Source organism: Geothrix oryzisoli, assembly GCF_022808865.1.
In the GTDB taxonomy this organism is placed as follows: domain Bacteria; phylum Acidobacteriota; class Holophagae; order Holophagales; family Holophagaceae; genus Geothrix; species Geothrix oryzisoli.
Genome location: NZ_JAKZLB010000001.1, coordinates 434,443 through 457,825, shown reverse-complemented (window position 1 = coordinate 457,825; position 23,383 = coordinate 434,443). Strand labels below are relative to the sequence as shown.

At 68.9% G+C, this 23,383-nt stretch carries 22 protein-coding genes and 1 tRNA gene; 15 read left to right on the top strand and 8 right to left on the bottom strand.

The window, feature by feature from the left end; all coding sequences use genetic code 11:
* Window positions 1–2 precede the first annotated feature (2 nt).
* The 11 genes from MLE43_RS02040 (at window position 3) to MLE43_RS01990 (ending at window position 10,295) form a co-directional block, all read left to right on the top strand.
* Entirely contained in the window at window positions 3–1,979 is a 1,977-nt protein-coding gene (locus MLE43_RS02040; RefSeq protein WP_243301226.1) for a PAS domain-containing protein, read from the top strand.
* Window positions 1,980–2,016: 37 nt separating this feature from the next.
* On the top strand, window positions 2,017–3,414 hold the full coding sequence (gene glmU, locus MLE43_RS02035) for a bifunctional UDP-N-acetylglucosamine diphosphorylase/glucosamine-1-phosphate N-acetyltransferase GlmU (RefSeq protein WP_243301225.1): 1,398 nt from the start codon (window positions 2,017–2,019) through the stop codon (window positions 3,412–3,414).
* A gap of 21 nt (window positions 3,415–3,435) precedes the next feature.
* Window positions 3,436–4,212, top strand: coding sequence for an MlaE family ABC transporter permease (locus MLE43_RS02030; RefSeq protein WP_243301224.1), 777 nt, complete (start codon window positions 3,436–3,438; stop codon window positions 4,210–4,212).
* Window positions 4,213–4,216: 4 nt separating this feature from the next.
* Entirely contained in the window at window positions 4,217–5,008 is a 792-nt protein-coding gene (locus MLE43_RS02025; protein ID WP_243301223.1) for an ABC transporter ATP-binding protein, read from the top strand.
* Window positions 5,005–6,471, top strand: coding sequence for an MlaD family protein (locus tag MLE43_RS02020; protein WP_243301222.1), 1,467 nt, complete (start codon window positions 5,005–5,007; stop codon window positions 6,469–6,471). The genes MLE43_RS02025 and MLE43_RS02020 overlap by 4 nt, the downstream gene beginning before the upstream one ends.
* The gene (locus tag MLE43_RS14965; RefSeq protein ID WP_243301220.1) at window positions 6,468–7,256 is read left to right on the top strand and encodes a DUF116 domain-containing protein; all 789 of its coding nucleotides are present in this window, start codon (window positions 6,468–6,470) and stop codon (window positions 7,254–7,256) included. The genes MLE43_RS02020 and MLE43_RS14965 overlap by 4 nt, the downstream gene beginning before the upstream one ends.
* The gene (locus MLE43_RS02010; RefSeq protein ID WP_243301219.1) at window positions 7,253–8,164 is read left to right on the top strand and encodes a UbiA family prenyltransferase; all 912 of its coding nucleotides are present in this window, start codon (window positions 7,253–7,255) and stop codon (window positions 8,162–8,164) included. Before MLE43_RS14965 ends, MLE43_RS02010 begins: the two co-directional genes overlap by 4 nt.
* A 117-nt stretch (window positions 8,165–8,281) precedes the next feature.
* A complete protein-coding gene (locus MLE43_RS02005) occupies window positions 8,282–9,073 on the top strand; it encodes a serine hydrolase (RefSeq protein ID WP_243301217.1) in 792 nt (263 codons plus the stop codon).
* 6 nt (window positions 9,074–9,079) lie between these two features.
* Window positions 9,080–9,745 (top strand): purine nucleoside phosphorylase YfiH/LACC1 family protein, encoded by a 666-nt coding sequence (locus MLE43_RS02000; RefSeq protein ID WP_243301215.1) that lies wholly within the window; start codon window positions 9,080–9,082, stop codon window positions 9,743–9,745.
* A gap of 54 nt (window positions 9,746–9,799) precedes the next feature.
* The gene (locus MLE43_RS01995; RefSeq protein ID WP_243301213.1) at window positions 9,800–10,159 is read left to right on the top strand and encodes a SpoVG family protein; all 360 of its coding nucleotides are present in this window, start codon (window positions 9,800–9,802) and stop codon (window positions 10,157–10,159) included.
* A gap of 64 nt (window positions 10,160–10,223) precedes the next feature.
* A tRNA-Gln gene (locus MLE43_RS01990) sits at window positions 10,224–10,295 on the top strand.
* A 131-nt stretch (window positions 10,296–10,426) separates the two neighbouring features.
* Here MLE43_RS01990 and MLE43_RS01985 read toward each other — a convergent pair.
* From MLE43_RS01985 to bshA, 3 genes are all read right to left on the bottom strand, one after another.
* Entirely contained in the window at window positions 10,427–10,936 is a 510-nt protein-coding gene (locus MLE43_RS01985) for a hypothetical protein (protein WP_243301207.1), read from the bottom strand.
* A gap of 141 nt (window positions 10,937–11,077) precedes the next feature.
* On the bottom strand, window positions 11,078–13,624 hold the full coding sequence (locus MLE43_RS01980) for a ligand-binding sensor domain-containing protein (protein ID WP_243301205.1): 2,547 nt from the start codon (window positions 13,622–13,624) through the stop codon (window positions 11,078–11,080).
* Window positions 13,625–13,684: 60 nt separating this feature from the next.
* Entirely contained in the window at window positions 13,685–14,794 is a 1,110-nt protein-coding gene (bshA, locus tag MLE43_RS01975) for an N-acetyl-alpha-D-glucosaminyl L-malate synthase BshA (RefSeq protein ID WP_243301203.1), read from the bottom strand.
* Between the two features lie 50 nt (window positions 14,795–14,844).
* Between bshA and MLE43_RS01970 the strand changes: the two genes are divergently transcribed.
* From MLE43_RS01970 to MLE43_RS01955, 4 genes are read left to right on the top strand one after another with little or no spacing between them, the layout of a single operon-like run.
* Window positions 14,845–15,102, top strand: coding sequence for a YggT family protein (locus tag MLE43_RS01970; RefSeq protein WP_243301201.1), 258 nt, complete (start codon window positions 14,845–14,847; stop codon window positions 15,100–15,102).
* 13 nt (window positions 15,103–15,115) lie between these two features.
* The gene (locus MLE43_RS01965; protein ID WP_243301199.1) at window positions 15,116–15,667 is read left to right on the top strand and encodes a DivIVA domain-containing protein; all 552 of its coding nucleotides are present in this window, start codon (window positions 15,116–15,118) and stop codon (window positions 15,665–15,667) included.
* A gap of 60 nt (window positions 15,668–15,727) precedes the next feature.
* Complete coding sequence (locus tag MLE43_RS01960) at window positions 15,728–16,900, top strand: thiolase family protein (RefSeq protein ID WP_243301198.1); 1,173 nt, start codon at window positions 15,728–15,730, stop codon at window positions 16,898–16,900.
* A 12-nt stretch (window positions 16,901–16,912) separates the two neighbouring features.
* Window positions 16,913–18,280 carry a DUF2252 domain-containing protein gene (locus MLE43_RS01955; protein ID WP_243301196.1) on the top strand — a complete coding sequence of 456 codons (1,368 nt, stop codon included), beginning with the start codon at window positions 16,913–16,915 and terminating at the stop codon, window positions 18,278–18,280.
* Between the two features lie 51 nt (window positions 18,281–18,331).
* Here the strand turns inward: MLE43_RS01955 and MLE43_RS01950 are convergent, their stop codons facing one another.
* From MLE43_RS01950 to MLE43_RS01930, 5 genes are all read right to left on the bottom strand, one after another.
* Entirely contained in the window at window positions 18,332–19,831 is a 1,500-nt protein-coding gene (locus MLE43_RS01950; protein ID WP_243301192.1) for an OmpP1/FadL family transporter, read from the bottom strand.
* 155 nt (window positions 19,832–19,986) lie between these two features.
* Window positions 19,987–20,733 carry a tryptophan synthase subunit alpha gene (trpA, locus tag MLE43_RS01945; protein ID WP_243301185.1) on the bottom strand — a complete coding sequence of 249 codons (747 nt, stop codon included), beginning with the start codon at window positions 20,731–20,733 and terminating at the stop codon, window positions 19,987–19,989.
* A 1-nt stretch (window position 20,734) separates the two neighbouring features.
* Entirely contained in the window at window positions 20,735–21,919 is a 1,185-nt protein-coding gene (gene trpB, locus MLE43_RS01940; RefSeq protein ID WP_243301179.1) for a tryptophan synthase subunit beta, read from the bottom strand.
* A complete protein-coding gene (locus tag MLE43_RS01935; protein ID WP_243301177.1) occupies window positions 21,912–22,550 on the bottom strand; it encodes a phosphoribosylanthranilate isomerase in 639 nt (212 codons plus the stop codon). Before MLE43_RS01935 ends, trpB begins: the two co-directional genes overlap by 8 nt.
* On the bottom strand, window positions 22,547–23,383 hold the full coding sequence (locus MLE43_RS01930) for an indole-3-glycerol-phosphate synthase (RefSeq protein WP_243301173.1): 837 nt from the start codon (window positions 23,381–23,383) through the stop codon (window positions 22,547–22,549). The genes MLE43_RS01935 and MLE43_RS01930 overlap by 4 nt, the downstream gene beginning before the upstream one ends.

Sequence of the window (23,383 nt, the reverse complement as noted above, 5' to 3'; positions counted from 1 at the left end):
CCATGCCTTTCGCGGACCTGATCTCGGCCCTGCTGCTGCCCCTCCCGCCCTGGCTGGGGTTCTGGATCTTCCGCCGCAAGGGCCGCGTGGGGCTCAGTTACGGCTACTTCCTGGGTGGGATCCTCGCTGTAATGGCCCTGCCCTGGGCGCACCTCACCGGGCTTCCCCTGCCGGCGGCCCAGCTCGGCGGCGCCCTGCTGGGGTTCACGATCTTCCTCCAGGCCCAGCGCGAGGGGGTCCAGGGCGTGCGCCGGCTGGCCGTCGGCGTGGGCAGTGCCAGCCTCTTCCTGGCCCTGCTGCTGGTCCGCATCCATCTGCCCTGGCAGTCGGTGCTGCATGTCTGGGCCGGTGCGGCCCTGGAGGCCCTGCTCTGGCTGGTCCTCTCGGATCTCGCCTACCGGTGGACCCATGGGCGCCAGCTGGAACTGCGGATGCCCCTCGTGGGGGCCGTGACCCTGGGCGTGGGTGCCGTCGCCCAGCTGTTGCTGCCGCCGGGCGCCTCGCGCCTCTCCTGGCTCGCGGCCATCCTCGCGGGCCTGCTCCTGGGCCTGGTGGCCCTGCAGCAGCTGAAGTGGCTGCGGGAGCAGGGCGCCTGGGTGGAAGGTCGCGGCCAGGGCCTCCGCATGGCCCTGGCCCTCCTGGAGAAGACCGGCCCCGCTGAACTTCCGGGGCTCGCGTTGGGGCTCGATCCACGCCAGCCCATGTGGCTCGTGGACGACCAGGGCCGCATCCTCGAATCCAACGGGCCCTTCAGCCAGCTCGTGGGCCTGCCTCGATACCAGCTGCGGGGGTACGCCCTGGATGCCCTGTTCCAGGGTGGCGACCTGCCCGTCTGGCAAGCCATCAAGAACCAGCTTCTCCAGTTCGGCAGCGCCTCGGTGGCAGCCACCCAGGTCAGTGAGGACGGAACCTTCAGCGAGGTCGTGCTCGAGGCCTCGGCCTTCGACCGGGGCATGGGCCTGGTGTGGATCGCCAACCCCACCGCCGGCTCCCTGACCCTGCAGGCCGGCGCGGCGCCCCATGCCGGTGGCGATGACGAGCGGCGGAGGCTTGGCGCCAATGCGATGCTGGCCCTCGCCACGGCCTCGGACCGCCTGTTGGCCGATCTTCCCGCGGGTCCGTCGCGGCAGGCGGCCGAGCGAATGCAAGAGGCCGCGTTCCGGTTGTCGCCAGCCATTCCGGAGCCGGAACCGGTGGAGGGCCGCGCCGCCCTGGAGGCGCTGCTGCCGGGGTTCCGGAAGATCCTCGCGCCCGGTCGCAGCCTGAGCCTCCAGGCCGTGGCCCTGCCCCTGGCCGTGGAGCCGGAGGCGCTGAAGCGCATCGCGACCCAGCTGCTGCTGCACGCCCGTGAACGAACAGGCCGGGAAGACCTGGTGCTGGTCCTGGAGGCCACGGACCTGGGAGGCCGCCGGTTCGGTCTGCTCCATGCCGAAACGGCGGGAGGAGCTGGAGGCTGGACCCGGGAATTGTTCGGCCTCGGGTGGCTGCGGCAGTCCGTGCTGGAGGCCGGAGGCATGCTGGAGCTGGACCAGGACACCCAGGCGAAGGTGCGACCCCGGGTCTACCTCCCGGCCGCAGCCGCGGCGCGTCCGCTCGAGGGGCCGCTGCTGTCCGGGCGCATCCTCTGGATCGTGGACCGTGATCCGCTGGCGCGGAGCGCCATGGCCGACCTGGTCCAGCGGCTGGGGGGCCAGGCCGAAACCTTCGAGGACCTGCCTCAGCTCCTGCGGACCAGCCGGGGGCAGGCCCCGGCGGACGCGCTGGTGCTGGAACGGACGCCGAAGCTGGAGCGCTTCCACCGCGCCCTCCGCGCCTTCCAGAAAGAGCCCGTCCCCACCCTGGTGATCGGCCTGGGCCAGTCCCTGCCCGTGGATGCGGGCTTCCTGGGCCTGCGCCGGATCAGCTTCCTGGAGAAGCCCTTCGGGTCCGCGGCCTTTGCCCGATCCGTGCTGGCCCTGTTGCGGAGCCCGGCGGAGTGACCCGCAGGGCTGTTGTAGGCTGGAGACTGGAGGCAGCATGTCGACGGTGGCGGTGATCCTGGCGGCGGGGCTCGGAACCCGCATGAAATCGCGGCTTCCCAAGGTCCTGCACCCGATCCTGGGCGATCCTTCGCTGCTCTGGGCGCTGCGGACCTTGCCTCCGGATCTTGGCGGTGCGGTGGTGGTGGTCCATCACGGCAAGGAGCGGGTCCTGGCGGCCCTGGAATCCTGGCGCCAGGCCGGACTGCTGCCCTGTTCCGTCACGGCGGTGGATCAAGGCGAACCCCTCGGCACCGGCCATGCCCTCCAGGTCTGCATTCCGGAGCTGGACCGGCTCGGTGCCACCCAGGTCGCCATCCTCTGCGGCGATGTGCCACTCACTTCCCCCGCCACAGTGCGGCGCCTCTGTTCCGCCGAGGCCCTGCTCCTGGCGATGGACATGCAGACTCCCGGCTCGTACGGCCGAGTCCTCCAGCATGCGGACGGCCAGCTTGCGGGCCTGGTAGAGGCCAAGGACGCCACGCCCGAGCAGCTGGCCGTGCAGCGCGTGAACGGCGGCGCCTATGCCCTGCCCTGGCCCGCCCTGCGCCGCGCTCTCCAGGATCTGACGAACGACAACGCCCAGAAGGAGTACTACCTGACCGACGCCGTGGCGGCTGTGGCCGCGACGCTTCCCGTGGCGGTGGAGGTATGCGATCCCGAGGAGCTGGCCGGCATGAACTCCCGGCACGACCAGGCCACGCTCCAGGCCGCGGCCCAGCGGCGGATCCAGCGGCACTGGATGGCCGAGGGGGTCACCTTCCTCCATCCCGACAGCACGCTGGTCGGTCCGCGGGTGGTGCTTTCGCGGGATGTGCTCCTGGAGCCGGGCGTTCGGCTCGAGGGGGCCGTCACCGTCGGCGAGGGCTGCCGCATCGGCCAAGGCACCGTCATCACGGATTCCGCCCTGGCGGAGGGTGTGGAGATCCGCCCCTACTGCGTCATCGAGCAGGCCATCGTGGGCGCGGGCGCCAAGCTGGGCCCCTTCGCCCGCCTGCGCGAGGGCACGGATCTGGCCGAGGGCGTCCACATCGGGAACTTCGTCGAGACCAAGAAGGCCCGGCTCCACCGGGGCGCCAAGGCCAACCACCTCGCCTACCTGGGCGATACCGAGATCGGTGAAGGCACGAACATCGGCGCGGGGGTCATCACCTGCAACTACGATGGGGTGAACAAGCACCGCACCCTGATCGGAAGTCGCGTCTTCGTGGGTTCTGACACCCAGCTGGTCGCTCCGGTATCCATCGGTGACGGCGCCCTCATCGGCGCGGGCAGCACCATCACCCAGGACGTACCCGCGGATGCCCTGGCCCTGAGCCGGACGGCCCAGACCCTGCGGGAAGGTGGCGCCTTGCGGCTGCGGGCCCGGCAGAAAAAGCAGACTCGGTTAAGCTAGTCTTTTGCCCCCCGGAGCCCCATGGTTCTGACCTTCATCGATACGACCGGCGCCAAGGTTCTCGCGGCACTCGACACCGCGGGGGACTTTGCCACGCTGGCAGGCAGGACCTTCGCCGCCATCTTCAAGCGCCCATTTGACGGCAAGAACCTGCTGAACCAGTTCCAGGCCGTGGGCGTCCACTCCCTGCCGGTGGTGATCCTGACGAGCGTCGCCGTCAGCATGGTGTTCGCAGTCCAGCTGGCCTTCGGTTTCCGCCAGTTCCAGGCGGAAGGGCTGGCCTCCCAGGTGGAGGGCCTCGCCATTGTCCGCGAGCTGGGCCCGGTGATCACGGGCCTGATGCTCTCGGGCCGCATCGGCTCGGCCATGGCCGCAGAGCTGGGCACCATGCAGGTGACCGAGCAGATCGATGCGCTGGAATGCCTCGCGACGGATCCCATCCACTACCTCTTCGTGCCGCGCTTCCTCGCCTCGCTGGTCGTGGTCCCCCTGCTGACGGTGGTCTCCATCTATGTCGGCTTCTGGGGCGGCTACATGATCCTGGTGGGTGTAGAGGGACAGAGCGCCTACGTCTACAGCCACGAGTTCTACAAGCTGCTGGCCTTCCGGGATCTCCGCATCGCCCTCTACAAGGGCCTGGTCTTCGGGATGATCATCGCCCTGGTGGGCTGCTGGAAGGGCTACCGCACCCAGGGGGGCGCCGAGGGCGTGGGGAACGCCCCCACCAGCAGCGTGGTGACCAGCTCGCTGTGGATCCTCATCTCCGACTTCTTCCTGACCAAGCTCCTGTTGGTGTGACGGCATGGCCCTGATCGATGTCGTCAACCTCTCCAAGGCCTTCGGTCCCAAGGTCGTGCTGTCCAATGTGAACCTCCAGGTCCAGGAGGGCGAGAGCCTGGTGGTGCTGGGCGGTTCCGGCACGGGCAAGACCGTGCTGCTCCGCAACATCATGGGCCTCCTCACGCCGGATTCGGGGCACGTGGCCATCGAGGGCAAGATCATCGCCCAGCTGACCCGGAAGGAGCTGTTCCAGGTCCGTCAGAGCATCGGCATGTGCTTCCAGATGGCGGCCCTCTTCGACTCCATGACCGTCTTCGAGAACGTGGCCTTCGGGCTCCGGCGGCACCTCGAGATCACCGAAGACGAAGTCCAGGCCCGGGTCGAGGAGTGCCTCTCCATGGTGGGCATGAAGGGCACCGACAAGCTGAAACCCGCGGAGCTGTCCGGTGGCATGAAGCGGCGCGTGGGCTTCGCCCGGGCCATCGCCCTCAAGCCCAAGATCCTGCTCTTCGACGAGCCCACCACCGGGCTCGACCCCGTGATGACTGACGTCATCGGCCGCGTGATCCTGGACCTCAAGCATGAGCTGGGGGTCACCACCATCACCATCACCCACGACCTCAAGTCCGCCTTCGAGATCGCCGATCGCATCGCCCTGCTCTTCCGCGGCGAGTGCATCGCCTGCGAGCCGCCCGCCGCCTTCAAGGCCAATCCGCACCCCGTCATCCAGCAGTTCCTGCGGGGCGATGCGGAGGGCCCGTTCCTTCAGGATCCGCCCCCGCCCAAGCGACGACATCAGGAGGCCCAAGCATGAAGCCCGAAACCAAGGTCGGCCTCTTCTTCACCGGTGCCATCTTCCTGCTGGCCGTGCTGGTATTCCGCTCGGAGAAGCTGGAGATCGGCGGCAAGAAGAACCAGTCCGAGAAGTTCACCTACTTCGACTCGGTGGCGGGCCTCAACCTCCAGAGCGCCGTGCGCATCGCCGGCGTGAAGGTGGGCGATGTCCGGACCATCTCCCTCGAGAACGGCAAGGCCCGCGTGGTGGTGGGCCTGGACTCCTCCGTGCCGGTCTACGCCGATGCCTTCGTGTCGCTCGGCTCCATCGGCATCCTGGGTGAGAAGTTCATCGACCTGGACGCCGGCCACAGCGCCAAGGGTCCCTTCCCCGAGGGCCAGCCCCTGCCCAGCAAGGCCGGCGTGAGCCTCGACAACCTGATGGAGACCCTGGCCGACGTGGGCAAGAACGTGAAGGGCGTCACCCAGGCTCTGAACGAGTCCATCGGCGGCGAGCAGGGCCGTCAGAAACTTGACGAGATCGTGGACAACATCCGCGTGCTGACGGCGGAATTCCGCTCCATGGCCCAGGAGAACCACAGCGCCATCAACAACACCATGGGCAATGTCGAGGCCATCACCGCCGATCTGCGGGACAAGCTGCCCAAGCTGGCCCAGCAGTTCGAAACGGTCGGCAAGAACCTGAACGCCATGCTCGAGGAGAACCGGCCCGAGCTGAAGGGCGTCATGGGCGATGTCCGCAAGCTGGCCCAGAGCTTCCAGGGCACCGCGGACAACCTGAAGGTCCTCACGGATCGCATCAACAAGGGCGAGGGTACCATCGGCAAGCTGCTCAACGACGAGACCACCATCAAGAAGATCAACGAAGCGGTGGACAACGTGAACGGCCTGCTGGGCGGGTTCAACAAGATGGACTTCCGCCTCGACATGGACGCGGCCCAGTGGGACAAGCGCAAGGACAGCCGCGTGGGTCTCGGTCTCGAGATCGCCCCCCGGCCGGACTACTGGTACGCCCTGGGCTTCGCCTCCACTCCGGACGGGAAGCTGAGCGAGAGCACCCGCACCGTCACGCAGCTGGATCCCATCACCGGGCAGCCCGTCACGGTGCTGGAGCGGAACCAGTTCGTCACCACGGACCGGGCCTTCACCGTGTCCGCCCAGTTCGCCAAGCGCCTCGGTCCCGCCGTCTTCTCTGCCGGCATCGTCGAGGGCAAGGGCGGTGGCGGGGTGGAATTGCGCACCCTGGACAACGACCGCCTGCGGTTCGGCCTGCTGGCCTACGACTTCACCAAGCGCGACGACAAGCCCAACCCCCGCTACCGCTTCACCAGCAGCTACCAGTTCTGGAAGGGCGCCTACGTCCAGGCCGGTGTCCAGGACATCGGGAACAAGGACCTCCGCACGATCTTCTTCGGCGGCGGCCTGCGCTGGAAGGACGATGACCTGAAAAAGATTATCGGCCTTGCGGGGTCGGCCAAGTGAAGGAACCCCGCGCCCTGCCCCTGCCCGGCCCCCTGCCGGAGGAGCGGGGTGCGCTGTTTCTCTGGGTCCGTCGGGGCCTGCCCCTGGCGGCCTCGGTGCTCGCCTTCGCCGGGGCCACCTTCCACAACGCCGGACGCGGATGGTGGCTGCTGGCGGGAGTCGGTTTCCTGGCCGTGGCCTGGCCGAGCTTCCTGCGGGGTGAGGCCCTGCTGCGGAATCAGACGACGGTCCGGCGACAGGACGGCCTCTGGGCCTACGCCTTCCGTCCCCTCGCGCGCTGGCTGGGCCTGGAGGATGCCTGGATCCTCTCCTATTGCGGCCACAACAACCAGCGTGTCCGCCAGGCGCTCGGACACCAACGGGCCAAGCGGGCCCTCATCCTGCTGCCCCACTGCGTCCAGCTGGCCCGCTGCAAAGCCGGCATCCTCGACGATCTCCAGGCCTGCTACGACTGCGGCCTCTGCCCGGTGGGCGACTACCTGAACTTGGTCCTGGCCAACCACTGGGAGGGTCGCATCACCAACCGCAGCCACAAGGCCTACCGCGAAGCCCGGGAGTACCGCCCCGACCTGGTGGTCGCCGTGAGTTGCACGGATCGGTTGCTCAAGGGGCTCACCAAGATGCCGGAGATCCCCTGCTACGTGATCCCGCTGGCCCTGCCCCACGGCATGTGCGTGGACACGGACTTCAACGTGCCGCACCTGCTGGCCGCCATGGAGACCCTGGTGGAGCCCCGGCGGCCCTCCGGCGAAGTCCAGGCCCTGCGCCGCGCAGGCATCGCGTGACCGGACCTCCACCGGCCTTCCCCCTCCGGGCCTTCTTCCAGCGCCTCCTCGGGCCCAGGGCCCTGGCCTACCTGCTCCACCTGCGTCCCCTGGAGTGGCCCATCATGACGGCCCACTTCCTGCTGGGCACGCTGCTCGCGGTGGGCTGTGCCCTCCGCGCCCGGCCCACGCTGCTGGGGTGGTTCGTGTTCGTCGCCCTGCTCAACGGGGGGACCCTCGCCATCAACAGCGCCTTCGACAAGGACGAAGGGGATATCGGCTACCTCAAGGCGCCCCCCGCGCCGCCCGAGCATCTGCTGGCCTTCTCCTCCACGCTGCTGGCCGCCTCTGCCCTCCTGGGCTTCCTGCTGCCCCGGCCCTTTGCCCTCCTCAACCTCGCCTGTGTGGTCATGAGCGTGCTGTATTCCGTGCCTCCGGTGCGTCTCAAGGCCCGGGCCGGCTGGGACCTGCTCATCAACTGCCTCGGCTTCGGCCTGTTCACCCCCCTGGCTGGCTGGGCCCTCACCGGAAGACCCTTCGACGCGGGCATCCTCCGCGCTTCCTGGGGCTTCGCGTTCCTCTTCGCCGCCCTCTACCCGATGACTCAGATCTACCAGGTGGCTGAAGACACCCGCCGAGGCGACCGCACCCTGGTGATCCGGCTGGGCGTGGGACGGAGCCTGGCCCTGGCCCTGGGCGCCGCCCTGGCGGCCCACCTCCTGTTCGGCGCCGCGGCGATGGGCCTGGGCCGGAACCCGCTTCTGCTGCTGCCCTCGCTAGCGGCCTGGTTGGGAGTCCTGCTGCCCTGGATGGTCGGTTGGCGCACCTGGAGTGATCGCCGGCACGAAACTGGCATGTATTGGGGCTTGGGTGCCTGGGCCGTCACCGACCTTAGTTTGTTGGTTCTACTCTGGCCCCGACCATTTTGATGGAAGGAATCACCCGTCCGATCCAGTAGACTTGGAATGGGTGACGACAATCGTTATCTTCATGGAGTGGGCATGGGGTTCAAGCGGGGAATCCAGAAGCTGGGAATCTTTTGCTGCATGGGCCTCGCCGCCCTGCAGGCAGCCTCCCGCCCCCCCGCGAAGCTCTCGCTCAAGTCCGGCTCCGCCCTGGTCCTGGATCAGGTCACGGGTCAGGCCCTGATCGAGAAGCAGGCCGGGGCCGTCCAGCCCATCGCCTCCCTCACCAAGCTCATGACCGCCATGGTCCTGCTGGACGCCCACTTGGATCCGCAGGAGATCCTCACGATCACCAATGACGACAAGGACATGCTGCGCCACAGCAAGTCCCGCCTGCCCGTGGGCACGCGCCTGCCCCGGGAGCAGGCCCTGCTGCTGGCCCTGCTGGCCTCCGAGAACCGCGCCGCTCACGCCCTGGGCCGCACCTTCCCCGGCGGCCTCTCCGCCTTCGTCGGAGCCATGAACGCCAAGGCCAGGACCCTGGGGTTGGAGGAAACCCGCTTCGAGGACCCCTCCGGCCTTTCCGCCGGCAATGTGGCCAATGCCCGTGATCTGGCGCGCATCATGGAAGCCGCCTACCGCTACCCCGAGATCCGCGACTTCACCACCCGGCCCGAAACCAGCATCCAGGCGGGCCGCCACAGCATCCAGTTCCCCAACACCAATGCCCTGGTGCGCAGCTCCCGCTGGAACATCGGCCTCTCCAAGACCGGCTACATCGAAGAGGCGGGTCGCTGCCTCGTCATGCAGGCCATGCTGGCCAACCGCCCCGTGCTCATCATCCTGCTGGACTCTTGGGGCAAGTACTCCCGCCTGGGCGATGCCAATCGCATCAAGCAGTGGCTGGAAGCCCGCGTGGGTCCCCGGAGCTGAGCTCCGGTGCTCATCCCTGAAGTCGAGCCCCCCTTCCCCCTGACATGGGGCTTCTCCACGCGCCTGGACCTGCCGGCCGAGTCGCCCGAACGGCGCCTGAACCAGGTCCACCGCTGCGGCGTGGCCGAGGCCTCCGATGCCGTGGTCGAGGCGGATGGCCTCTGGACCACCCGCCCCGGTCTCCGCATCGGCGTGCGCGTCGCCGATTGCGTACCGGTGCTGCTGGCCGGCACCCTGGCCGATGGCAGGCCTTGGGCGGCCGCCCTGCATGCCGGCTGGCGCGGCGCCACAGGCCATGATGACCCGGAGCCGGGAGGCGGGATCCTGCGCCGCGGCGTGGCCCGCTACCGCGCCCTGGGCGGCCACCCGCCCCACCTGACCTGGGCCTTCGGTCCCGCCATCCTGGCCTGCCATTTCGAGGTGGGCGAGGAGGTCATCGCCGCCGCCAGGCAGGACCCCGCCTGGCGCGAGGACCTGCGCAGCGTCGGCCCCTCCGGGAAGGCCCATCTCGACCTCCATGGCTTCCTGCGGGCCCAGGCCCTGGACCTCGGTCTCGATCCCTCCAAAGAAGGCAGCGTGGCCCTCTGCACCATGTGCCGCCCCGACCTGCTCTATTCCTACCGGCGCGGCGAAACCACGGACCGCCAGTGGGGCTGGATCGAGATCAGCTAATCTGGAAGCTGGCCCTCGCTCCCGGGGACTGACGCTTCAAGACCGAGGATCGCCATGCTCAACATCACCGACATCCGCATCACCAAGGTGGAAGGCGACGACAAGCTGCGCGCGTTTGCGGGCCTGGTCATCGACGACTGCTTCCTGGTGGGTGATCTGCGGGTGGTGGAAGGTGAGGACGGCTACTTCGTCGCCATGCCCAGCCGCCGCAAGCGCGACGGCAGCTTCAAGGACATCGCCTACCCCTTGAACAACGCCCTCCGCGAGCAGATCGAGGAGAAGGTGCTGCTGGCCTACGAAACCGCGACGGGCCATCGCGCCCTCAGCCGCATCGAGCGCGGCGAAGCCGCCCAGGTGCGCCCCGACCTGCTTGGCGTCGAGGAGTTCGGCTTCACCCCCAAGCCCAATCCCTGACGCCTGCGCCCCGAGGCCGGGGCTTGGGCGGGACGCGGACCCGCGCTATGCTTGCCTTTCCGCCTGGGGAGTAGCCAAGTGGTAAGGCAGCAGGTTTTGATCCTGCGTACCGAGGGTTCGAATCCTTCCTCCCCAACGAAACCGGCCGCCGCAAGGCGGTCGTTTTCATTGGGGGGCGTAGGAAGGATCCAAAGTCAGGGATGCCGCGCAGGTAGGGTCAGCCAGGAAACGACCTGCCCTGCGACCAGAGCGTCACCTGCGGGGTCTTCAGGCCGCATCGATCGGGCCGACCGGGTGCCTTGACGATCGGGTCTCGTTCCAGACCCTGATGAGATGGGGCTTGGCCTTCTGGTACCAATAGCGGATCAGGTCGATTCGCCGCCGGTCCGATTCGCCGGCCAGCAAGGCCCCGTCCGCGATGGCAAACGAGGCGTCCACGCCCGGGCCCAGGACATGGAAACGAGGCGGGCACAGCATTCCCGTACCGATCTCGATCCGCAGGCTGCTCGGGGTTCCGGCCAGTGGCGTTCCGGCCAGCAGCCAGGCTTCGGGTCCATCGAAATACACACAGATGCCACTGCTCAGGGCGGAGGCGAGGTGGTCTTCAAACTCCTCGATCCGGGAAAACCCCGGCAGCCGCTCTAAGGCCAGGGCCTGATGGTCACCCCGGGCCAGAAGCCTCGACGCCAGTGCCGGCTGGATCGGACATCGGCGCGGGGCCCACATCGAGCGGGAGGCCAGGCTGGGCCGCTGGAGATCTTTCGAATGGGATGGCATACAGGACGGACCCCTCACGGGAATCCCCCATGAAACACGCCTTTCCGGCCCGCAATGCCAGAAACCCCCGAACGGGCCATTTGGGGGGCCCAACGGCATTGCCATTGAGTCCGCCAAAGGGGCGACGCCCTCGCGCCCTTCTCACCCCTTCGCCCCGCCTCCCTCCCGCTTCGAGGCCCTGGACCGCTCAGGGTACAGACTGTCGGCGCAATCGGGGCAGATGCCGTGGGTGAAATCGGCATGGGAATGGGCGCTGATGTAGTGCTCGATCTGGTTCCAGTAGCCTTTGTCGTCACGGATCTTCTTGCAGGAGGCACAGATGGGCAGCAGGCCGGACAGCTGTTTCACTTCGCCGAGGGCGGTGGACAGCTCCTCATTCCGGGCGCGCAGTTCCTCCGTCCGCTTGGCCACGAGGGCTTCCAGTTCGGCCTTGCTGCGAGCCAGGGCCGCCACCCGGTAGCGCAGGATCGCCACCCCGACCCCCAAGAAGGCCAGGCCGCCGAGGGCCATGGCCCACCAGGTGCGCCACCAGGGCGGCAGGACCTTGAAATCGAGGCTTGCCGGAGGTCCATAGGCACCGTCCCTGGCCGAGGCCCGAACCTCGAACCGATAGTGGCCTCCAGGCAAGGCGGGGTACCGCACCACCGGGCTGTCGATCTCCCGCCAGCCGTCCTCGAGGCCCAGAAGCCGCGCCTGGAACCGCGTCCGGCGTTCGTCCAGATAGGTGGGCACGGCCACCCGGAAGGTCACGGTGCTCTCCCGATGGGCGACCGGCGCCAGGTCCCGGAACGGGGGCTCCAGCCGACGCGTGCCCCAGGTGACCTCGAGGATGTGGGCCTGGGCGGGCGGCAGCTGGCCCTGGCTTCCGCCGGCCTCATAGCGCACCAGCCCTGCGGCCGTGCCCACCCAGAGGGAGTGCCCCTCCACCAGCAGGGCCTGGATGGCGCAGTCCTCACTCACCATGCCGTCCTGCTGCCCGATGTGAAGGGGCGGGTCCAGGCGGTCCAGACCCTGATCCGTGGTGGCCCAGGTCTGTCCCCGGCCATCCACCTCGACGGCGTACACCTGGTTGGATTGGAGGCCCTGGCCCTTGGCCCGCTGCTCGAGCACGGTGAGCCGGTCCCCATCCACGCGAACCCGGGTGAGGCCCTGGGGTTCCTGGTAGTAGATCCAGGCGCTGCCATCCGGCAGGAAGGCCAGGCCATAGAGCCCGTAAGGCCGGAGGCCCTGCTTCTCCGTGAACAACCGCCAGGGGCCATGGGCCTCCTTGAGATACAGGCCCGCGGTGGTGGCGGCCCAGAGGCGGCCCTGGGCGTCCTCCCGGATGCGGAAAGCCCCGAGGGTACCTGTTCCGGGTGGCTCCACCTCTTGGACCAGCTGGCGTCGGGCCGGATCCCACCGGAGCATCCCGTGGCGGATATGGCTCAACCAGATCTGGCCCCTGGAATCCTGCATCACGCTGTTCACCGCAAAGCCCAGCTCGCCCAGGGGCGCCACTTCCGCTTCCCGATGCCCGGGCCGGAGCCAGAGCGTGGGGCCGATGGTGCTGACCATCCACAGCGTTCCAGCCCGGTCGAGCACCAGGCTCTTGATGCGCTGGCCTTCGGTGCCCGGGATGCGCGTGATGCGCGTGGGGGTCACACGCAGGGCCCCGTTATCCGTGGCGGCGAGGATCTCACCCCCGGGATGGCGGACGATGGACCAGACCACTTCACCGGACGCCCCGGCGGCCAGAGCGTGGTTCCAGACGCGACCGCCCCCCTGGAGCCGGGCCAGGCTCGTGCCCAGGATCCAGAGGGTGCCCTCCCGGTCCCGGAAGACCGTGCGGACCCAGCGGAAGGGAAGCCCGCCGGCCGCATTGAGGCGCTCGGTGGCAGCCCCCGAGAGGTGCAGGGCTCCCGCCTGGGTGGGGATCCAGATGGAGCCATCGGCGTCGACAAACGGCACGCTGTTGGGGGACAGGCTCGCATCCAGACGACTCGACAGGTCCTTGAACCTGGCGTCTTCCGGGGTCTTCATCACCAGGCTCCGCCCGGAACCCGCCCAGAGGCGGCCAGCCCCGTCCTCCACGACCATGGTGACCCCGTCGGCGGGGAGTCCCTGCTCCCTGCCCCAGTCCTGCCGGGTCCCGTTGGGCAGCAGGCGGGTGATTCCGGCTTTCGTGCCCAGGTACATGGCCCCCCTGGAGCCTGCGGCAAGGGCCGTGGTCAGTCCCGCCGGTCTGGGGGCCCGGAGGCTGAACTGCAGCCCCTCCTCCTGGAGGAACAGCCCGGCCTCGGTCAGAGCCCAGAGCCGGCCCCGATGATCGACCGCGACCGTCTCGACCCTCGGGGGGGCCGGCAGGTCACCAAAGCGCGGCGACTCGATGCGCCCCTCCCGCAGCCGCACCAGACCCCGCAGGGTGGACACCCAGACGCCGCCCTCGCGGGCGGGCAGCACCCGGTGGATGAACCCGGAGGGCAGCCCGTCTTCCCGGGTCCAGCGGCGGCTGTGGCCACCTTCATAGCGGAGCAGTGCGCTTTCAGTCCCCACCCACAGGAACCCCTCCGCATCCTGGGTCAGGGCGGTGATGGCCCCGGAAGGCAGGCCGTGGTCCGGGCCCAGCACCTCGAAGGGACGGTGCCAGCCTTCGGCCGCCAGGCAGAACACCCCCAGCAGTCCTGCCACCATGACCCGCAACACCCCCATGCCGACTCCCGCCCGTTCCAGCTTATCGGAGGCCCGGCCTTCCAGGTTAACGATGGGCGGTCAGCCCTGGCCCAGCACCCGCCGGTAGAGTGCCTCGTACTGGTCGACGATGGGCCCTTCCGCGAAGGTGCCCAGGGCCCGCTCCCTGGCGGCGTCACCCATGGTCCGGCGCAGGGCTTCGTCGCGGAGGAGGGTCAGCGCATCCGCCGCCATGGCGTCCACATCTCCGACGGGTTCGAGATACCCGTCCACCCCGTGGCGCACCACCTCAGGTAGGCCTCCCACGCGGCTGGCGATGACGGGCACCCGGTGCCCCATGGCCTCCAGGGCCGCCAGGCCAAAGCTCTCCGTGGCGCTGGGCAGGAGGAAGAGGTCCGAGCATGCCAGCACGGTGCCGATGTCCAGCTGCTTGCCGGTGAACCGGACCTCCGAGGCGAACCCCCGGTCGCGGCAGTAGGCTTCGGCCTCCACCCGGTCCGGTCCATCGCCCACCATCACCAGGCGGGCGGGAATCTCCTTGCGGACGCGTTCGAACACCTTCAGCACATCCATGACCCGTTTCACGGGCCGGAAATTGGAGATGTGGGTCAGCACCGAGGTGGCCTTGGGGGCCAGCCAGGCCCGGCAATCGGGACGCTCCTGGCCGGGCGGCTCGACGAAGTTGCCGATCACATCGATGACGCGGTCCACCCCGAAGGTGCGGAAGGTCTCCTCCCGCAGGTACTCGGAGACGGCGGTCACGCCGTCGCTTTCCCGGATGGCCATCTTCACCATGGGCAGGTAGCTGGGGTCGCTGCCCACCACGGTGATGTCGGTGCCGTGGAGGGTGGTCACGACCTTCAGGCTGGGGATGGCCATCCGGGCGAGCAGGGCCGCCATGGCGTGGGGGATCGCGTAGTGGGCATGGATGATGTCCAGACCGTAGTGCTCGGCCACATCCGCCATCTTCGAGCCCAGGGCGATGGAATAGGGGGCATCCTCGAACAGCGGATAGGTGGTGGCCCGGACCTCGTGGAAGTTGATGCGGTCCTCGAAGCCCAGCAGCCGCGGGGGGACGCTCGGGCTGAGGATGTGGACCTCGTGCCCCCGGGCGGCGAGGGCCTTGCCCACCTCCGTGGCCACGACGCCCGAGCCGCCGAAGGTGCTGTAGCAGGAAATACCGATGCGCATGGAGGACCCTCGCTCCAAGCTATGATGATCGGGTTCCCGGGAATCTGCCCATGCCCCTTCTCTTCGCCATCGCCTACCACGCCCTGACCTTGCTCAGCTGGCTGCTGATCGCGACGGCCCTGCTCTCCTGGTTCCCGGTCGATCCTCGGAACCGCTGGATCCGCCTGCTGCACGCCATCACCGATCCCGTGCTGCACCCCATCCGTGCCCTGGTACCTCCCATCGGCGGGATCAGCCTGGACATCTTCATCGCCCTCCTGTTGCTGTGGGGCGTCCAGAAGGTGCTGGCCCAGGCCGTGGGTTCATGACACAGGAGCAGCCATGAAATACACGCCTCTCGACATCCAGCGCAGGGAATTCGAAAAGGCCTTCCGCGGCATTGAGGAATCGGAGGTGCGGACCTTCCTCCACGAGGTGGCCGCCGAATGGGAGGAACTTCTGGCTGAAAACCAGAAGCTGAAGGAGGAGATCCTCGATAGCCGCGAGCGCCTGCGTCAGTACCAGGACCAGGACCGCATCTTCCGGGAAACACTCCTCCAGGCCCAGCGCACCCGTGAGGATGTGCTGGACGGCGCCAACCGGGAAAAGGAGCTCATTATCCGCGAGGCCCAGTTCAAGGCGGAAGAGGTCCTCCGGGATGCCCAGCAGCATGTGGTGGAGCTCGAAGTGCAGATCCGCAACTTGAAGATGGAGCGCACCCGGTTCGTCCGGGAACTGGAGTCCCTCATGGAGCGCACCCGCCGCCATGTCCAGGAAGAGGCGCCGGACATCTACCTCGCCCCTCCGCCCACTCTGAATCTGGAAGGTCTGGACCTCACCTCGCTCGACGAGCCGCCGATCCCGCCCATCCGCCGGCCCAAGGCCTCGAGTTAGTCATCGGCCATCAGCTTTCAACCGATAGCCGACAGCTGACCGCCACCCATCGGAGATCCCATGCCCCACGCCGTCATCCTGAAAGCCCTCCGCAGTCCCATCGGCAAGTTCCAGGGCGGGCTGGCCCCCCTCGCGGCACCGGACCTCGCGGCCCAGGTGGTCAAGGCCCTGATGGGTGCCATGCCCGGTGTGGAACCCACCGAGGCCATCTTCGGCAACGTCGTGAGCGCGGGCGTGGGCCAGGCCCCGGCGCGCCAGGCGGCCCTGCGGGGCGGCCTGCCCTCCAGCATCTCGGCCCTGACCATCAACAAGGTCTGCGGCAGCGGTCTCAAGGCCATCCAGCTGGCCGCCAACGCCGTGCGCCTGGGCGACCATCAGGTGGTGCTGGCCGGCGGCATGGAGTCCATGTCCAATGCGCCCTACCTCATGCCCAAGCTCCGGGCCGGCGCGCGCATGGGCCATACCGAGGCCATGGATGCCATGGTGCTGGACGGCCTCTGGTGCGCCATGACGGACCAGCACATGGGCCACACGGGGGAACTCGTCGCGGCCAAATTCGGCGTGGGCCGCGAGGCCCAGGACGCCTGGGCCGCCGACAGCCACCGCAAGGCCGTGGCGGCCATGCAGTCCGGAGCCTTCAAGGCCGAGATCGTCCCCATCACCGTGCCGGGGAGGAAGGGCGACGTGGTGATCTCCGAGGACGAAGGCCCCCGCCCGGACACCACGCCCGAAACCCTGGCCAAGCTGCGCCCGGCCTTCAAGAAGGATGGCACCGTGACCGCCGGGAACGCCCCCAGCGTGAACGACGGCGCCGCGGCCACCCTGGTCGCCACCGAGAGCTACGCCAAGGCCCACGGCCTGCCCATCCAGGCGCGGATCCTCGGCGCGGCCACGGCCGGCCTGGATCCCGAGTGGGTGCTGATGGCCCCTGTGGAAGCCATCCGCAAGCTCCTGGTCAAGGTGGGCTGGGCAGCCACGGACGTGGAGCTGTGGGAGATCAACGAGGCCTTCGCCGTGCAGCTCGTGGCCACCATGAACGAGCTGAAACTTCCCGCCGACCGCATCAACGTGCACGGGGGCGCCGTGGCCCTGGGCCATCCCATCGGCGCGTCCGGCGCCCGCGTCATGGCCACCCTGATCCATGCCCTGGAACGCCAAGGCAAGCAGCGCGGCATCGCCGCGTTGTGCCTTGGGGGTGGGAACGCCATCGCCATGGCCGTGGAGCGCGTATAGACCCGCCTCTCCGTGGCACTGCAGGTCCAGCTCAAGGTGCCCGTCATGCCGATGCCGCCGCCCCGTCCCTCCATGGCCGACCGCCATTCCACAGGCAAGGCCCTGCGGGACCGGCTGCAACGCACCGATCAGGGGAACTGGACGCCCCAGGGTGACCGGCCCGATCTGATCCCCTGCCTGAAGACCGCCAACGCCCCACGCCGGCCGGATCTCCTCCCCCTCAAGTGGGGCCGGATGTCGACCAGCCCCTTTGCGTTCTTCCGGGGCTCGGGCGCCCTGATGGCCATGGACATCGCCTCGGGGCCCGTCACCGGGATGAAGGTCCAGATGTGCGGAGATGCCCACCTGTTGAACCTGGGGGCCTACGCCGCCTCGGACGGGCACCTGGTCTTCGATCTCAATGATTTCGACGAATCCATGCCGGGCCCCTGGGAATGGGACCTGAAGCGCCTGTGCGCCAGTGCCGTGCTGGGAGGACGGGAGGCGGCCCGGTCCGAGGCGGACTGCAGAGATGCCGTGAAGGTGCTGGTGCGGGCCTACCGTGAGGGCATGGCCCGGTTCGCGGAGATGAAGGGGCTGGAACTGGCCCGCTTCGAAGTGACCCCCCAGGGCGGCGGAGGCGTGCTGAAGGAGGTGCTGGCCAGGGCCACGCGCGATACCCCCGACAAGCTCCTGGCCAAGGCCACGGAGGATGATGGCCACGGCGGCCGACGCTTCCAGCTGCGTCCGCCCCTGATCCAGCCTCTGAAGGCCGCGGAACTGGAGGATCTGCTGGGGGGCCTGCCGGACTACCGGGAAACCGTGCTGCCCGGACGGCGCCAGGTCCTTGAGGGTTATGTCCCCGTGGACGCGGTCTTCAAGGTCCTGGGGACCGGCAGCATCGGGACGACCTGCCTGCTGCTGCTCTGTCTGGGCCAGAACCTGGAGGACCCGCTCTTCCTCAAACTGAAATCGGAGGAACCCTCCGTGTGGGCCCCGTATCTGCCAGAGGCGGAGGCAGCCCCCCACCAGGGGCGGAGAGCCGCGCTGGGCCAGCACCGCATGCAGACCTGGGTCGATCCATTCCTCGGCTGGACCCGCTTCGGAAGCCAGGATTTCCTGGTGCGGCAGTGGTCCGATCACAAGGCTGCCGTAGACCTATCCGCGCTGCAGGGAACTGCGTTGACCGATTACGCGGCGCTCTGCGGCGGCCTCCTGGCCAAGGCCCACGCCCGGACCGGGGATCCCGTCATGCTGGACGGCTACCTGGGTGATACCGAAAAGCTGGACGAAGCTCTGGCCGATTTCGCCAAGGCCTATGCAGATCAGGTCACCCGGGACCATGAACGGTTCCGGGGGGCCATCCGATCGGGGGAGTTGCAAGCGATCACGGGGGTCTAGGCAGGCAAAGGGCCCGGCGAGCCGGGCCCTTTGCCTGCCTGGCGGGTGGACTTAGAAGCTGTACCTCAGCTGCACGCCCAGGATGTCGATGGTGGCCTTCATCGTGGCGTTGAGGCTGCCCCGGGTGAGGTTGTCGCCCGCAGAGGACAGGTTAATCTTGCTGTCGCTGATGAACAGGTGGCTGTAGCCGACGTCGATGGAGGTCTTCTTGGAGAAGCTGTAGCTCACGCCCAGGGAGACCCACTTGCGGTCGTTGTCGGGGATGCGCGGGGTGCGGTGGTTCTCGTCCACGGCACTCTGGTCATAGGCCAGGCCGCCCCGGATCGTCCAGTCCTGGTTCAGCTTCCAGGTGCCGCCCACGGAGTAGAACCAGGTGTCCTTCCAGTTCTCGTCGGTGATGGAATCCGCCAGCCCCGTGTCGAACTTCACGCGGAGTTCCTTGAAGCGGGACCAGGTGCTCCGGGCCACTTCGCCCTGCAGCGAGAAGGTGGGGTTCACCTGCCAGTCGAAGCCCAGCGAAGCCGTGGCGGGCAGCGCGAGATCCGCCTGGCCCTTGCCATTGCGGAGGCCGGCGCCCTGGAGGGCGGCCAGATCCGTGGAGGGCATGCCCGCGGGGTATTCGAAGGAGGCGTCGCCCTTCAGCGTCATGGTCATGGCGGCCGAATAGGCGCCGCCCAGGCGGAAGTCCTTGGTGGCCTCCCAGATGAAGCCGGCCTTCCAGCCGTAGCCCCAGCCATCGCCCTTCAGGCCGGCCTTGCCGTCCCAGGCGCCGGGAATGGCGAAGCCAGGGGTGCCGAAGGTGGCGTTGGGAGCCCCCATGGCGATGGTGGCCACCGGGCTGTTCTGGGTCGGGCTGGGCGCCGTGGTGGACAGGCCGGCAGCGGCCAGCCCGGATCCCACCTTCAGGGCCAGCGCCGTGCCGTAGTCCACGCCGTTGGTCAGCTCGGCATCGGCCTTGCGGGCGACGAAGGCCACGCCGATGGAGAACTTGTCGGCCACCCGGTAGGCCAGGCTCGGGGTGATGTCGATGGTCTTCAGGTCGGACTTGAGGGCGTGGTAGCGCCCGATCCAGTTCGCGTCGTATTCGGTGGTGAGGCCGAAGGGCACGTTCACGGAGAGCCCCAGCTTCAGGTCCTTGTTGACGCTGTACATGATGTTGAATTCAGGCAGGACAGCGGAAATCCCGGAGTTTTTGTGGCTGGGGTCGCCTGAGACTGGGATCAGGCTCGTGGTCGTGTTGGGGACCACATTGAAGCCGAGCCCGGTCAGCGCCGGGGTGCGGTTGGCGGTCATGCCCTGGAGCTTCACGTCCAGACCGACGTAGGTGCCACCGAAGGAGAACTGCCAGCCATCGTACTGGGTCATCACGGCGGGATTGAAGAAGAGGGCGCTAATGTCGTTGCCCCCCGCGCTGATACCCGCGAAGGCATTGCCCTGGGCGCTCGGGCTCTGTTCGCGGAGCTGGAAGCCGGAAGCCTGGGCCTGGGGAGCGAAAGCGCCGGCGGCGATGAGGGTCAAGGCCGTGAGGGTAAGACGTGAACGGTGGGTCATGGGCGCATGGCTCCTAATCCCGGAAATCCCGGGGTGGGTGGCTGTTGCCAGCCGTTTCTGAAAGGGCAAGATGGATCACGATACCAAATCGCCTCGCCCTTGCAACTTTCCTCAGGGTAGGATGAAACGCCCGCTTGTTCACGATCAATTGGTCGTCAACGAAGGCCGGGCGCCAGGATTTCCCCGAGGCCCTTCCCATTGGCCAGAGCCTGCACCAGCGCGGATCCGACGACCGGCGTGGCGCCCATGGTCCGCACGGCGGCCAGACTGGCGGCATCGGAAAGCCCGAAACCGACGGCAAGCGGCCGGGTGGTGAGCGCCTGCAGATCGGTCACCCGGCGTCGCACGGGCGCCAGGTCCGTGCCCTGCCCCGTGCCGGTGACGCCGAGGCGGGCCACGACATAGGCGAACCGCTGCGCGAATGGGGCCGAGGCCCCGGGATCCGGGCGCTCGGCCAGGATCTGCCGGGCCCGGTCCAGCGGGGTGGTGGGGGCCAGCAGCGGCACCATGGGGTAGCCTGCGGCGCGCAGGTCCGCCTCGAAGGCCGGTTCCTCCCCGAAGGGCAGATCCACCACCAGCAAGGCCCTCACGGGTGTGGGTGCGAGCAGCTTCTTCAGTCGGGCCGCACCGATCTGGAGCAGCGGATTCAGGTAGGTGAAGAGGACGAGATCGGGGCTGTCCGTGAGGCCCGCCAGGGCTTCCAGCACCCGGAGCGGGGTGGCGCCGCCGTCGATGGCCCGATGTGCGGCGGCCTGGAGCACGGGGCCATCCGCGATGGGATCCGAATGGGGCAGGCCCAGTTCCAGGGCGTCGAGTCCCAGGGCCTTGGCTCCGGACAGCAACTGGGGCAATGCCTCCAGGGAGGGGTCACCCGCCATGAGGAAAGGGAGCAATGGGTTCATGTCAGATCCCCAGACGCGATTGGTAGGTGGACAGGTCCTTGTCGCCACGGCCGCTGAGGCCCAGCAGGACGGTGGCGGCGCCTTCGGCCGCGAGGGCGGACAGCAGGGCCAGGGCGTGGCTGCTCTCCAGGGCCGGCAGGATGCCTTCGGTCTCGCAGAGCAGACGGGCACCGGCGAGGGCCTCCTCGTCCGAAGCGCGCCGCACCTCCACCTGCCCATCGAGGGCGAAGCCCGCCAGCTCGGGTCCCAGTGCCGGGTAATCCAACCCCGCGCTGATGCTGGCGGTCTCGGCCGTATGGCCATGCTCATCCTGGAGCAGCAGGGTCTTGCACCCGTGCAGCACGCCCAGGCGGCCACCATCCAAGCGCGCAGCATGCTCCCCGAGAGCCTTGCCGTGACCGCCGGCCTCGACGGCGACCCGGCGCAGCCCATCGCCCAGGAAGGGCACCAGCAGGCCCAGGCCGTTGCTGCCGCCGCCGGCGCAGGCGATGACGGTGTCCGGCAGGGCCCCCGATTGTTCCAGCACCTGGGCCCGGGCCTCCTCGCCGATGACGGTCTGGAAGGTCCGCACCATCGTCGGGAAGGGATGCGGCCCCAAGGCGGAGCCGAGGATGTAGTGGGCCCGGTCACAGCGGCCCGCCCAGGCCCGCAGGGCCTCGTTCACGGCCTCCTTGAGCGTGCCCTGCCCCGCCGCCACAGGCTCGACCTTGGTGCCGAAGAGCCGCATCCGAGCCACGTTGGGCGCCTGCCGGGCCATGTCCGTGACGCCCATGTAGACCGTGCAGGACAGGCCCAGCCGCGCGCAGGCCGCGGCGGTGGCCACGCCGTGCTGGCCGGCGCCGGTCTCCGCGATGATCTCGGTCTTGCCCATGCGCCGGGCCAGCAGAGCCTGGGCCAGCGCGTTGTTGATCTTGTGGGCGCCGGTGTGGGTGAGGTCCTCCCGCTTGAGGAAGAGGGCTCGCAGCCCCAGCTTCGCGGCCAGGCGCGGCGCCGGTGTGAGCGGGGTGGGCCGGCCGACGAAGTGGCGCAGCTCGCCCTTCAGTTCCGCCAGGAAGGCTGGATCGCCCAGCGCGGCGCGGAAGGCCGCCTCCAGATCGAACAGCGGCTGCATGAGCGTTTCCGGGGCATAGCAGCCGCCGAGCTGCTGGGCTCCGAACCGAGTGGGAAGCGCGAACGAATCAGTCATGGGTGCCCTTTCCTTCCGAGGTTTCATGTCTCAGGGCCGCCAGGAACGCAGCCACCTTCGATGGATCCTTGATCCCAGGGCGGGCCTCCAGCCGGCTGGCCGCATCGAAGCCCCGCAGGCGGCTCCGAGATGCTGCCGGAAGCGCCGCGGCCCGCGCCGCCAGGTTGGTCCCGTCCAGGCCCCCGGCCAGGAGGAAGGGGCCGGGCGGCGGGAAGGCGGCGGCATGCCCCTGCCCCGAGCCACCGGCCACGCCCGTCTGGGCTGGGCTGGACTCCCACAAGTAGAGGTCCGCGGGCACGGGCGCCTGGCCCGGTTCATCGGCCCAGGGCAAGAGGACGAACAGGCCCGCAGCCTTCAGCAGCGCGACGCCGCTCTCCCGCTCCGCCGCCGGCAGGTAGGGCTGAACCCGGCGGAAGCCATGGCGGCGGGCCGTGGCGAGGATGGCCTCGGCCTGGTCGGCCACCATCACGAGCACCGCCCGGTCCAGGAAGGCCTCCGCCAAGGACAGGTCCGCGCAGTGACGCGGGCTGGGCGGATGACACACGAAGCCCAGCAGGTCCGCGCCCTGCCCTGCGGCGAAGGTCGCATCCGCAGCCGAGGTGAGGCCGCAGACCTTGGCCAGGAGGGTCATCGGGCCTCCTGGCGGAGCTCGGCGAAGACGCGCCCCAGGAAGCCCCGGGGGTCCGGGCTGCGCATGAGCGCTTCGCCGATGAGCACGGCGTCGAAGCCGGCGCGCAGCGAAGCCTGGGCGTCCTCCGGGGTGGCCAGGCCGGATTCGCGGACCAGCACCGCTTCCGGGAAAGCCTGGCGCAGAGGCCCGGCTGTGGGTTCGCCCAGGGTGAACGTGGAGAGATCCCGGGCATTGATGCCCACCATGCGGGCCCCGGCCTCCTGGGCGTAGGGCACCTCCGTGAGGTCGTGCAGCTCCACGAGCGCCTCCAGCCCGCGCTGGCGGGCAGCCTCGGCGAAGTCGGCCGTATGCTCCTTCAGCACCCGAACGATGAGCAGTACCGCCTCGGCGCCGCAGGCTTCGGCCTCGGCCAGCTGGGCCTCGGAGATGACGAAGCCCTTGTAGAGGCGCGGCAGGCCAAAGTCCGCCGCGGAGGCCAGGTGCGCCGCCGCTCCACGGAAGTAGGCTGGCTCCGCCAGGATGGAGAAGGCCGCCGCGCCTCCCTCGCGATAGGCCTGGAGCTGGGCCTGGAGGGGCGTGCCGGCGGCGAAGGGGCCAAGCGAGGGCGATGCCTGCTTGTACTCGGCGATCACGGCCCCGCCGCGGGCCGCGGCACCCCGTCTCAGGGCCGCCTCGAAGGGGCCTGGGCCGTCCAGGCGCGCGCGGATCGGGGGCGCGGCGGGCGCGGCCTGGGAGAGGCGGGCGAGTTCGGAGACCAGCACGCGCTGAAGATGCGAGCTCTTGGGCAGCCCGGTGCCCCGGACCAGGGAGGTGGGATCAGGCAGGCGACTCAC

Bases quoted from the DNA above. Each gene is read 5' to 3' on its own strand.
- MLE43_RS02040 (WP_243301226.1), top strand. From the start codon at position 3: ATGCCTTTCGCGGACCTGATCTCGGCCCTGCTGCTGCCCCTCCCGCCC.
- glmU (WP_243301225.1), top strand. From the start codon at position 2,017: ATGTCGACGGTGGCGGTGATCCTGGCGGCGGGGCTCGGAACCCGCATG.
- MLE43_RS02030 (WP_243301224.1), top strand. From the start codon at position 3,436: ATGGTTCTGACCTTCATCGATACGACCGGCGCCAAGGTTCTCGCGGCA.
- MLE43_RS02025 (WP_243301223.1), top strand. From the start codon at position 4,217: ATGGCCCTGATCGATGTCGTCAACCTCTCCAAGGCCTTCGGTCCCAAG.
- MLE43_RS02020 (WP_243301222.1), top strand. From the start codon at position 5,005: ATGAAGCCCGAAACCAAGGTCGGCCTCTTCTTCACCGGTGCCATCTTC.
- MLE43_RS02005 (WP_243301217.1), top strand. From the start codon at position 8,282: ATGGGCCTCGCCGCCCTGCAGGCAGCCTCCCGCCCCCCCGCGAAGCTC.
- MLE43_RS01995 (WP_243301213.1), top strand. From the start codon at position 9,800: ATGCTCAACATCACCGACATCCGCATCACCAAGGTGGAAGGCGACGAC.
- MLE43_RS01985 (WP_243301207.1), bottom strand. From the start codon at position 10,936: ATGCCATCCCATTCGAAAGATCTCCAGCGGCCCAGCCTGGCCTCCCGC.
- MLE43_RS01980 (WP_243301205.1), bottom strand. From the start codon at position 13,624: ATGGGGGTGTTGCGGGTCATGGTGGCAGGACTGCTGGGGGTGTTCTGC.
- bshA (WP_243301203.1), bottom strand. From the start codon at position 14,794: ATGCGCATCGGTATTTCCTGCTACAGCACCTTCGGCGGCTCGGGCGTC.
- MLE43_RS01970 (WP_243301201.1), top strand. From the start codon at position 14,845: ATGCCCCTTCTCTTCGCCATCGCCTACCACGCCCTGACCTTGCTCAGC.
- MLE43_RS01965 (WP_243301199.1), top strand. From the start codon at position 15,116: ATGAAATACACGCCTCTCGACATCCAGCGCAGGGAATTCGAAAAGGCC.
- MLE43_RS01960 (WP_243301198.1), top strand. From the start codon at position 15,728: ATGCCCCACGCCGTCATCCTGAAAGCCCTCCGCAGTCCCATCGGCAAG.
- MLE43_RS01950 (WP_243301192.1), bottom strand. From the start codon at position 19,831: ATGACCCACCGTTCACGTCTTACCCTCACGGCCTTGACCCTCATCGCC.
- trpA (WP_243301185.1), bottom strand. From the start codon at position 20,733: ATGAACCCATTGCTCCCTTTCCTCATGGCGGGTGACCCCTCCCTGGAG.
- trpB (WP_243301179.1), bottom strand. From the start codon at position 21,919: ATGACTGATTCGTTCGCGCTTCCCACTCGGTTCGGAGCCCAGCAGCTC.
- MLE43_RS01935 (WP_243301177.1), bottom strand. From the start codon at position 22,550: ATGACCCTCCTGGCCAAGGTCTGCGGCCTCACCTCGGCTGCGGATGCG.